An 8,754-nucleotide genomic window follows, 5' to 3' on the forward strand; every position below is an offset into this window, starting at 1 on the left:
CGAGAAGGCGATCAGCCGCGTGGGGTCGAACAGATACAGCATGCCGCCGCCCAGCGAGAGCAGCGGAAAGGTGCGGATGCCGCCCGGCCGCGCGCTTTTGGCCTGGGCGAAGAAATCCTCGAACGCGAAGCCGAGAAAGAAGCTCAGCAACAGCAGCAGGATGAGGCTGTGGACGGAGGGGGTGGCGATCATTGAATGAAGTCCAGCCGGCGCTCACGCGCGGCGTGCGCACCACATGCAGCCGGACATTCGCGGTGCGGAACCTTATCAGCCCAGCGCTTACGGGAGAAGGCGCCGGCAACGGGCTGGGCGCAACCTCTCCCGCCTGCGAGAGTCGGCCCGGCGGAGCGCAGCGAAGCCGGGACGGGTGAGGGCACTCCGCTCCGCAAGTCGCGAGTTCACTGCCTGGGGCGCCCTCACCCCAGCGGGAGAGGGGGCGCGGTGCGGCTGGGGAAGATTCAGTTTCCTACAACTGCGCCCCGGACGGGCGACCCTCGGAGTGCCCTTCCTGGCCAATACAGGTGTTCCCTTAATTTCCATGGGGATGGAACCGCCTCGGCCGCTCCGGCGTCATCTGGCGCCGCTATGCCTGCCCCCGCCGGGCCGTTATGAGGCCAGTGATCTTTTCTTTGCGATTCGGACGCGCCTTCCCCTTCTCTAGGAGACGACTGCTATGACAATCACCAGTGCCCACATTCCCGCCATCGTCGCGCTCATCGCCGGCATTCTGATCTTGGTGATGCCGCGACTGCTGAATTTCATCGTGGCGATCTACCTCATTGCGGTGGGATTGATCGGCCTGGGCGCGCTGCGCTTCCTGCATCTTTAGTCGGCGGGCAACGCCGGCCGTGACGGCCGCGGCTTGCTTTGCGTTGGCTTCAACGTGGTGTATAGCGGCCCCACTTTTCCTCACTCTGCGGACTGTTGAACGCCATGGCCAAAGCCGCTTCGAAGACCAAGAAGACCGTCGCGAAATCCAAATCGTCGCTCGCGAAGTCTTCGCCAACGAAGTCGTCCTCGAGCGCGCGCAAGGCGCCGGCCAAGAGCGCGGCGCCGCCGGCAGCCAAGAAAGCAGTTAGCAAGGTGGCGGTGAAGCCCGCCGCCAAGCCGGCTGCGAAGACGGCAAGCAAGTCCAAAGCTGTCGCCAAGCCCGTTGCGAAGCCGGTCGCCAAGACCAGCGGCAAGCCCGGCGTAGCCAAGTCGATCGCCGGTGCGATCGCCAAAACCGTCGCCAAGTCGGTGGCGCGTTCGGTTGCCAAGTCGGTGCTCAGCGCTGTGACCAAGCCTTCCAAGGCTGCGGCGAAGCCGGCGCCGAAAGCGGCCGCCAAGCCTGCGGATCTGGGCAAGCCGGGCAAGTGGGTCTACAGCTTCGGTGGCGGTAAAGCCGAAGGCAAGGCCGACATGAAGAACCTGCTCGGCGGCAAGGGCGCGAACCTCGCCGAGATGGCCAATCTCGGCCTGCCGGTGCCTCCGGGCTTCACGATCCCGACCTCGGTCTGCACCTACTTCTACGCCAACGGCAAGACCTACCCGAAGGAACTGCGCTCGCTGGTCGAGCGCGCGCTCGAGCAGGTCGGCAAGCTGACCGGCAAGACTTTCGGCGATGCCACCAACCCGCTGCTGGTGTCGGTGCGCTCCGGCGCCCGCGCCTCAATGCCGGGCATGATGGACACCGTGCTCAATCTCGGCCTCAACGACCAGACCGTCGAAGCACTGGCGGCGAAGTCGGGAGACCGCCGCTTCGCCTATGACAGCTATCGCCGCTTCATCACCATGTATTCGGACGTGGTGCTCGGCTTTGAGCATCATCACTTCGAGGAAATCCTCGACGGCTACAAGGACAACAACGGCTACACGCTCGACACCGACCTGACCGCCGACGATTGGGTGCAGCTGGTCGGCGCCTACAAGGAGGCGGTGGCGCGCGAGACCGGCGAGGACTTCCCGCAGGATCCGCACGCCCAGCTGTGGGGCGCGATCGGCGCGGTGTTCTCGTCGTGGATGAATGCCCGCGCGGTGACCTATCGCCGCCTGCACGACATTCCGGAATCGTGGGGCACCGCCGTCAACGTCCAGGCCATGGTGTTCGGCAACATGGGTGAGACCTCGGCGACCGGCGTCGCCTTCACCCGCAACCCGTCGACCGGCGAGAGCCGGCTGTACGGCGAATTCCTCATCAACGCGCAGGGCGAGGACGTCGTCGCCGGCATCCGCACCCCGCAGGACATCACCGAGCACGCCCGCCTCGAATCCGGCTCCGACAAGCCGTCGATGGAAGTGGCGATGCCCGACGCCTTCCAGGAGCTGACGCGGATCTACACGCTGCTCGAGAAGCACTACCGTGACATGCAGGACATGGAATTCACGGTCGAGCAGGGCAAGCTGTGGATGCTGCAGACCCGCAGCGGCAAGCGCACCGCCAAGGCGGCGCTGCGCATCGCCGTCGACCTGGCGCATGAAGGCCTGATCAATCAGAAGGACGCGGTGACGCGGATCGATCCGGGCTCGCTGGATCAGCTGCTGCACCCGACCATCGACCCGACCGCCAAGCGCGACGTCATCGCCACCGGCCTGCCGGCCTCGCCCGGCGCCGCCTCGGGCGAGATCGTGTTCTCGTCGGACGAAGCCGCCAAGCTGCACGCCGACGGCCGCAAGGTCATCCTGGTCCGGATCGAGACCAGCCCCGAAGACATCCACGGCATGCACGCCTCCGAGGGCATCCTCACCACCCGCGGCGGCATGACCTCGCACGCCGCCGTGGTGGCGCGCGGCATGGGCAAGCCCTGCGTCTCGGGTTGCGGCGCGATCCGCGTTGATTACGGCCGCGGCACGATGAGCATCGGCAACCGCACCTTCAAGACCGGCGACGTCATCACCATCGACGGCGGCATCGGCCAGGTGCTGGCCGGCCGCATGCCGATGATCGAGCCGGAGCTGTCGGGCGACTTCAACACGCTGATGAGCTGGGCCGACCAGGTCCGCAAGCTCAAGGTCCGCGTCAACGCCGATACCCCGGCCGACGCCCGCACCGCCATCAAGTTCGGCGCCGAAGGCATCGGCCTGTGCCGCACCGAGCACATGTTCTTCGAAGAGACCCGTATCCGCACCGTGCGCGAGATGATCTTGGCCGAAGACGAGCAGTCGCGCCGTCAGGCGCTGGCCAAGCTGCTGCCGATGCAGCGCGCCGACTTCGTCGAGCTGTTCGAGATCATGGAGGGCCTGCCGGTCACGATCCGTCTGCTCGACCCGCCGCTGCACGAGTTCCTGCCGCACACCCACGGCGAGATCGAAGAAGTGGCGCGGGCGATGAACGCCGATCCGCGCCGCCTCGCCGACCGCGCCCGCGAACTCGCCGAGTTCAACCCGATGCTCGGCTTCCGTGGCTGCCGTCTGGCGATCGCCTATCCGGAGATCGCCGAGATGCAGGCCCGCGCCATCTTCGAGGCCGCCGTCGAGGCCGAAAAGCGCACCGGCGAGCAGGTCGGGCTCGAAGTGATGGTCCCGCTGATCGCGACTCGCGCCGAGTTCGATCTGGTCAAGGCCCGCATCGACGCCACCGCGCATGCGGTCAACCGCGAGACCGGTTCCACCCTGAAGTATCAGGTCGGCACCATGATCGAGCTGCCGCGCGCCTGCCTGATGGCCGGCGACATCGCCGAAAGCGCCGAGTTCTTCTCGTTCGGCACCAACGACCTGACCCAGACCACCTTCGGCATCAGCCGCGACGACGCCGCCAGCTTCCTCGGCACCTACATCGAGAAGGGCATCCTGCCGATCGATCCGTTCGTCTCGGTGGACCGCGACGGCGTCGGCGAGCTGGTCAAGATCGGCGTCGAGCGCGGCCGCAAGACCCGCCCCGACCTCAAGCTCGGCATCTGCGGCGAACACGGCGGCGATCCGGCGTCGGTCGCGTTCTGCCACGAGGTCGGCCTCAACTACGTGTCGTGCTCGCCCTACCGCGTGCCGATCGCGCGGCTGGCCGCAGCGCAGGCCGCGCTCGGCAAGGCGATCGCCAGCCAGGCGTAAGTCACCGCCGCAACACCAGCCGTCATCACCCGCGAATGCGGGTGACCCAGTATCCCAGTACGCTCATTATAAATAACTGGCGCCCTGGAATACTGGGTCGCCCGGTCAAGCCGGGCGATGACCTCGGTAATTGTAGAGATCTCGGCCGGGGCTTTGCTCCGGCCATTTGCTTTCGAGCGGCCTGTTTCGAGACGTCTCCTTCGTCATTGCGAGCGAAGCGAAGCAATCCAGTTCCGTGTACTGAGCTGGATTGCTTCGTCGCTTCGCTCCTCGCAATGACGGAGCGAAGTGCAACGAAGCATAAACCGTGCGCCGCAACGCATCCTTAACCAATGCTGTGAAGCAGCGATTCACCACACGGCTCGATCCCTGCGTTCTACTAACAACTCGCAATTGCCTGTTGCGCGCGTGCATCGGCGATTAACGCACGCTCAACTTTAATTCGATATCACCACCAACGTTCGAATTGTCCGTATCGGACGAAGCGGATCAGTAAGCGTTGCGTAGGCGTACCGATGTCAGTGATGCGTAACCGGCCGAAGGCCGCGATGATTGCGGCCTTCGGTCTCGGCCTGTTCGTGTTCGGAACTTTTCCGACCGAGATCGGCTACCAGGACATTGCCTCGCTGCTGGTGCGCCAGCCCGGCGTCGCCGAGCGCTGGCAGCAGCGCAGCTTCCATTCGGCGCTGGGCTCGATGCAGCTCGCGAGCTTTTCGTTCGGTCGCCCGATCGGCACCTGGACGCCGCATGGCGAGACCTATCGGCTCGGCAGCGAAGGCCAGCCCGGCCTGATCTCGCGCAATCCGCTGCTGCGGCCGCCCGCGCGTTATCAGGCGTCCGATTTTCCGAAAGTCGATCGCACACTGAAAGGCGATCGCCTTGCTATCGCGACTCCCGACCAGTCCGAGCCCGAGGAGCGCGCGGTCGAGCCGCCGCTCGCACCCGGCGCCAAGGTCGCCGACAAAGTTTCCGACCGGGCGCCCGAGCAGGCCTCCGCCGACTCGCCACTCGATCCCGAACTGTCCGAGGCGCTGAATTCCGAGCCGCTGCAGCAATACGACGTCACGGCGCCGCTCGGAGAGACGCATCCCGCCATCGCGGCTTCGCCCGCGGTGCCCCCGGCCGAGGCCGCGCCGCGCGATCCGTTCGCCTTCAAGACCGCCAGCCTGTTCTTCGGCTCGTCGTCGATGGGCTGGCCCGAAGAGTCGCTCGAAGCCTGGCAGCCCGGCGCCGAGCCGGTGATCGTGTCGCCCGGCCTCGATCCGGAGATGAAGTCGCCGCTGTCGTCGCTGCCAGCCGATTCGGCCGGCGAAAGCACCGCCGGCAAGGGCGAGGTCAACGCCGCGCATCACATCAAGACCCCGGCCGAACGGCTCGGCCTCACCGATCCCAAGGCGCGCGCCAAACAAGAGAAGTGCCTCACCGAGGCGGTGTATTTTGAGTCGCGCGGCGAGAAGGTGCGCGGCCAGATCGCGGTGGCGCAGGTGGTGCTCAACCGCGTGTTCTCCGGCTTCTATCCGACCACGGTGTGCGGCGTCGTCTATCAGAACAAGAACCGGCACTACGCCTGCCAGTTCACCTTCGCCTGCGACGACGTCGCCGACGTGGTGCGCGAACCCGACATGTGGGACCGCGCCAGGAAGATCGCCAAGGCGATGCTCGACGGCCGGCTGTGGCTGCCGGAAGTCGCCAAGTCGACTCACTACCACGCTTATTGGGTGCGCCCGTCCTGGGTTCACGAGATGAAGAAGATGTACAAATACGGCGTACACACCTTCTATCGTCCGCGCGCCTGGGGCGACGGCAGCGACGCCCCGAGCTGGGGCGACGCCGCCCAGACCGCCGCGATTTCGGAGCAACTCGCCGAGGCGGCCAAGAGTTCGGCCGAGCTGGAATCGAAGTAGTTCGCCGGCGACGAAACGGATTCCGACGTCAGGCTGTCAGGTCGGCCTGACGTGATTGCGGCGAGGCGGGTTGCTGATAAGACGCCATGTTCTGCGCCGCCGTGCGTTGGCCTTCGGCGACCATCGCCGCAAAGGCGGCGTCGAGTTGGTCACGGCTGTAGCTACTGGACGTGCTCGGACGCGGCGTCCATTGCGATTGCGTGATGGCGGTCGGGGCTTTCTCGACCGTGCCGCCGAGCAGCCTCGCATAATTGTCGGCGCGCCACTGCGCCAGATTGGGGCCGCTCAGACCGGGCGGGTCGACCAGCTCACTCACGGCCGCGGCGGTCGCGTTGGACATCTCCGAGATTCCGCCATTGTACAACGTCGCCACCACCTTGTTGCCGACCTTGACCTGGGCGTAGGTGTTCTGCGGAGCGTTGTCGGCGGCGTCGGCCGGAAGCTCGGCGCCGCGTTGCATCGTCAGCCAGGCTGTTGCCAGCATGTCGCGCAGCTCGGGATCGGTCAATGCCGAGATCGGCGTCCCCGCCGGCAGTGACCTGACCTGCGAGGGATCAAGCCGATACCCGCTTGTCTGTGCGGCGGTCGTATCCTCCGAAGAAGCCTGCGCGTCGGTCGCCGCCTGCGCCCGAGATGAATCGGATGCCGCGACGCTGCGTGAGTACACGGTCGCGATGCCGGCTGAAGTGATGATCATGCAACGCCTCGTCTCTGCCGTTCGAACTGTGAGGGCGAGGCGGACTACGCAAATTCCGGGCCGTTGCGAAGGCTTGAAAGCACAAGCGATTCAGCCGCGCAGGAGAGCCGCGAGCCGGCAACTTCGTGTCAGTCGGGCAGAATTTTCCGGATGCGGCAGGACGCCGCGGCAGCGACTACGCGTCGATATCCAGTGCGACGTCGAAATTCGGCGCGGAATGAGTCAGCGCGCCGGACGACGCGTAGTCGACGCCGGTCTGCGCGATGTGCCGGATCGACTCCACCGTGACTCCTCCGGAGGCTTCCAGCACGACGCGCCCGGCGCTGATTTCCACCGCCTGCTTCAACGTGGCGAGGTCCATGTTGTCGAGCAGCACGACGTCGGCCATGCCGGTGACGAGCACTTCGCGCAGCTGATCCAGCGTATCGACTTCGATCTCGACCTTGACCAGATGGCCGATCTTGGCGCGCGCCGCCTCCAGCACCGGGCGGATGCCGCCGGCGACCGCGATGTGATTGTCCTTGATCAGCACCGCATCGTCGAGGCCGAAACGGTGGTTGAAGCCGCCGCCGCAGCGCACCGCGTATTTCTCCAGCGCGCGCAGCCCCGGCGTAGTCTTGCGGGTGCAGCAGATGCGCAGCTTGCTGCCAGCCGTGTGGCGGACATAGTCGGCCGTCAGCGTCGCGATGCCGGACAGCCGGCCGACGAAATTCAGCGCGGTGCGTTCGCCGCCGAGCACGGCGCGAGCCGGGCCCGAAATCGTCAGCACATTGATGCCGGCCGCAACCGCATCGCCGTCGCGGACGTGCGGCACGACATGGATGTCGGGCGACAACTGCCGGAACGTCTCGAGCGCCAGCGGCAGGCCCGCGATCACGCCGGCCTGGCGCGCCACCATCACGGCATGCGCCTGCGTGGTTTCGGGAATCGTCGCCACCGAGGTGATGTCGCCGGCGCGGCCGAAGTCCTCGTCGAGCGCACGGCGCACCGCGTCCTCGATGATCAGCGGCGACAGAAATGCGTCGGGATGCGCAAGCGCGGTCGAAGTCATTGAAAATGTCCTATTCAGGCCGGCACGACGTGCGGCGTGGCGTCACGGAGTTCCGCCGCCATCGCTCGCGCCTGCGCCAGCGTCGTGGTGGTACGTGTGGCCAGCGCCGGATTTTCGGCCGGATAGTCGGAGCGGTAATGCGCGCCGCGGCTCTCGGTTCTTGCAAGCGCGGCGCTGGCGACCAAGAGCGCCGCCGTCGCCATGTTGGCGAGCGCGGGGTGCGGAGCGCCTTCCAGCGCCGCAAACGCACGCACGGCTTCGCTCAGGCCGGCGCGCTCGCGGATGACGCCGACCTTGGCGGCCATCGTCTGCCGCAGCCGCTGTTCCTGTGCCGCATCGAATGCGGCATGCACCGCATTCGGCGCTTCAACCGTCGCCCGGGCGGCGCGTAGTTCGCTGCCGGCGATGTCGTCGGCGATCCGCGCCGCGTACACCACGGCTTCGAGTAGCGAATTCGATGCCAGGCGGTTAGCGCCATGCGCGCCGGTGCAGGAGACTTCGCCGGCGGCCCACAGGCCCGGCAGCGAACTGCGGCCCTGCATGTCCACTGCGATGCCGCCCATGTGGTAGTGCGCCGCCGGCGCGATCGGGATCGGCTGCGTCGCCGGATCGATGCCGGCCGAAATGCAGCTCTCGTACACGGTCGGGAAATGCTCGGCGAAGCTTGCGCCCAGCGCCTTGGTCGCGTCCAAGTAAGCGCCTCGGCCGGACGCCACCTCGGCGAACACGCCGCGGGCGACGATGTCGCGCGGCGCCAGTTCGGCCAGCGGATGGCGCGCCACCATGAAGCGTTCGCCCTGGCCGTTGATCAGATGAGCGCCTTCGCCGCGCAGCGCCTCGGTGGCGAGCGGCGCCGGATCGCGGCCGACCATGATGGCGGTGGGGTGAAACTGCACGAATTCCGGATCGGCGATCACCGCGCCGGCGCGGGCGGCGATCGCCAGGCCCTGAACGGATGCCTCGGCCGGATTGGTCGTCACCGCATAGAGATGCCCGATGCCGCCGGTTGCCAGCACCACGGCGCGGGCCGGGATGTTCACGACTGCGCCGCTGTCGCCCTTGCGCAGTTGCAGCCC

7 protein-coding genes and 1 pseudogene are annotated in these 8,754 nt (G+C 66.7%); 3 read left to right on the top strand and 5 right to left on the bottom strand.

The window, feature by feature from the left end; genetic code table 11:
* Positions 1–192: pseudogene (locus I5M_RS29160) on the bottom strand (hypothetical protein); the annotation flags it as partial.
* A 481-nt stretch (positions 193–673) separates the two neighbouring features.
* On the opposite strand from I5M_RS29160, the gene I5M_RS31190 reads away from it, so the two are divergent.
* Positions 674–829, top strand: coding sequence for a DUF3096 domain-containing protein (locus tag I5M_RS31190; protein ID WP_022720252.1), 156 nt, complete (start codon positions 674–676; stop codon positions 827–829).
* A 49-nt stretch (positions 830–878) separates the two neighbouring features.
* Here the strand turns inward: I5M_RS31190 and I5M_RS33510 are convergent, their stop codons facing one another.
* Positions 879–1,106, bottom strand: a complete 228-nt coding sequence (locus I5M_RS33510; protein ID WP_244431929.1) for a hypothetical protein — start codon at positions 1,104–1,106, stop codon at positions 879–881.
* Here I5M_RS33510 and ppdK point away from each other — a divergent pair.
* Positions 1,084–4,026 (top strand): pyruvate, phosphate dikinase, encoded by a 2,943-nt coding sequence (ppdK, locus tag I5M_RS04175; RefSeq protein WP_244431930.1) that lies wholly within the window; start codon positions 1,084–1,086, stop codon positions 4,024–4,026. The genes I5M_RS33510 and ppdK overlap by 23 nt on opposite strands.
* Positions 4,027–4,541: 515 nt before the next feature.
* Positions 4,542–5,930 (top strand): cell wall hydrolase, encoded by a 1,389-nt coding sequence (locus I5M_RS04180; RefSeq protein WP_031335324.1) that lies wholly within the window; start codon positions 4,542–4,544, stop codon positions 5,928–5,930.
* A gap of 28 nt (positions 5,931–5,958) precedes the next feature.
* On the opposite strand, the gene I5M_RS04185 is transcribed toward I5M_RS04180, so the two are convergent.
* From I5M_RS04185 to I5M_RS04195, 3 genes are all read right to left on the bottom strand, one after another.
* A complete protein-coding gene (locus I5M_RS04185; RefSeq protein ID WP_022720255.1) occupies positions 5,959–6,627 on the bottom strand; it encodes a hypothetical protein in 669 nt (222 codons plus the stop codon).
* A 175-nt stretch (positions 6,628–6,802) separates the two neighbouring features.
* The gene (nadC, locus tag I5M_RS04190) at positions 6,803–7,678 is read right to left on the bottom strand and encodes a carboxylating nicotinate-nucleotide diphosphorylase (protein WP_022720256.1); all 876 of its coding nucleotides are present in this window, start codon (positions 7,676–7,678) and stop codon (positions 6,803–6,805) included.
* Between the two features lie 14 nt (positions 7,679–7,692).
* A partial coding sequence (locus I5M_RS04195; protein ID WP_022720257.1) for an FAD-binding protein occupies positions 7,693–8,754 on the bottom strand: 1,062 nt, incomplete at its 5' end.

Origin of the sequence: Rhodopseudomonas sp. B29 (assembly GCF_000333455.1) — a bacterium.
Lineage (GTDB): Bacteria > Pseudomonadota > Alphaproteobacteria > Rhizobiales > Xanthobacteraceae > Rhodopseudomonas.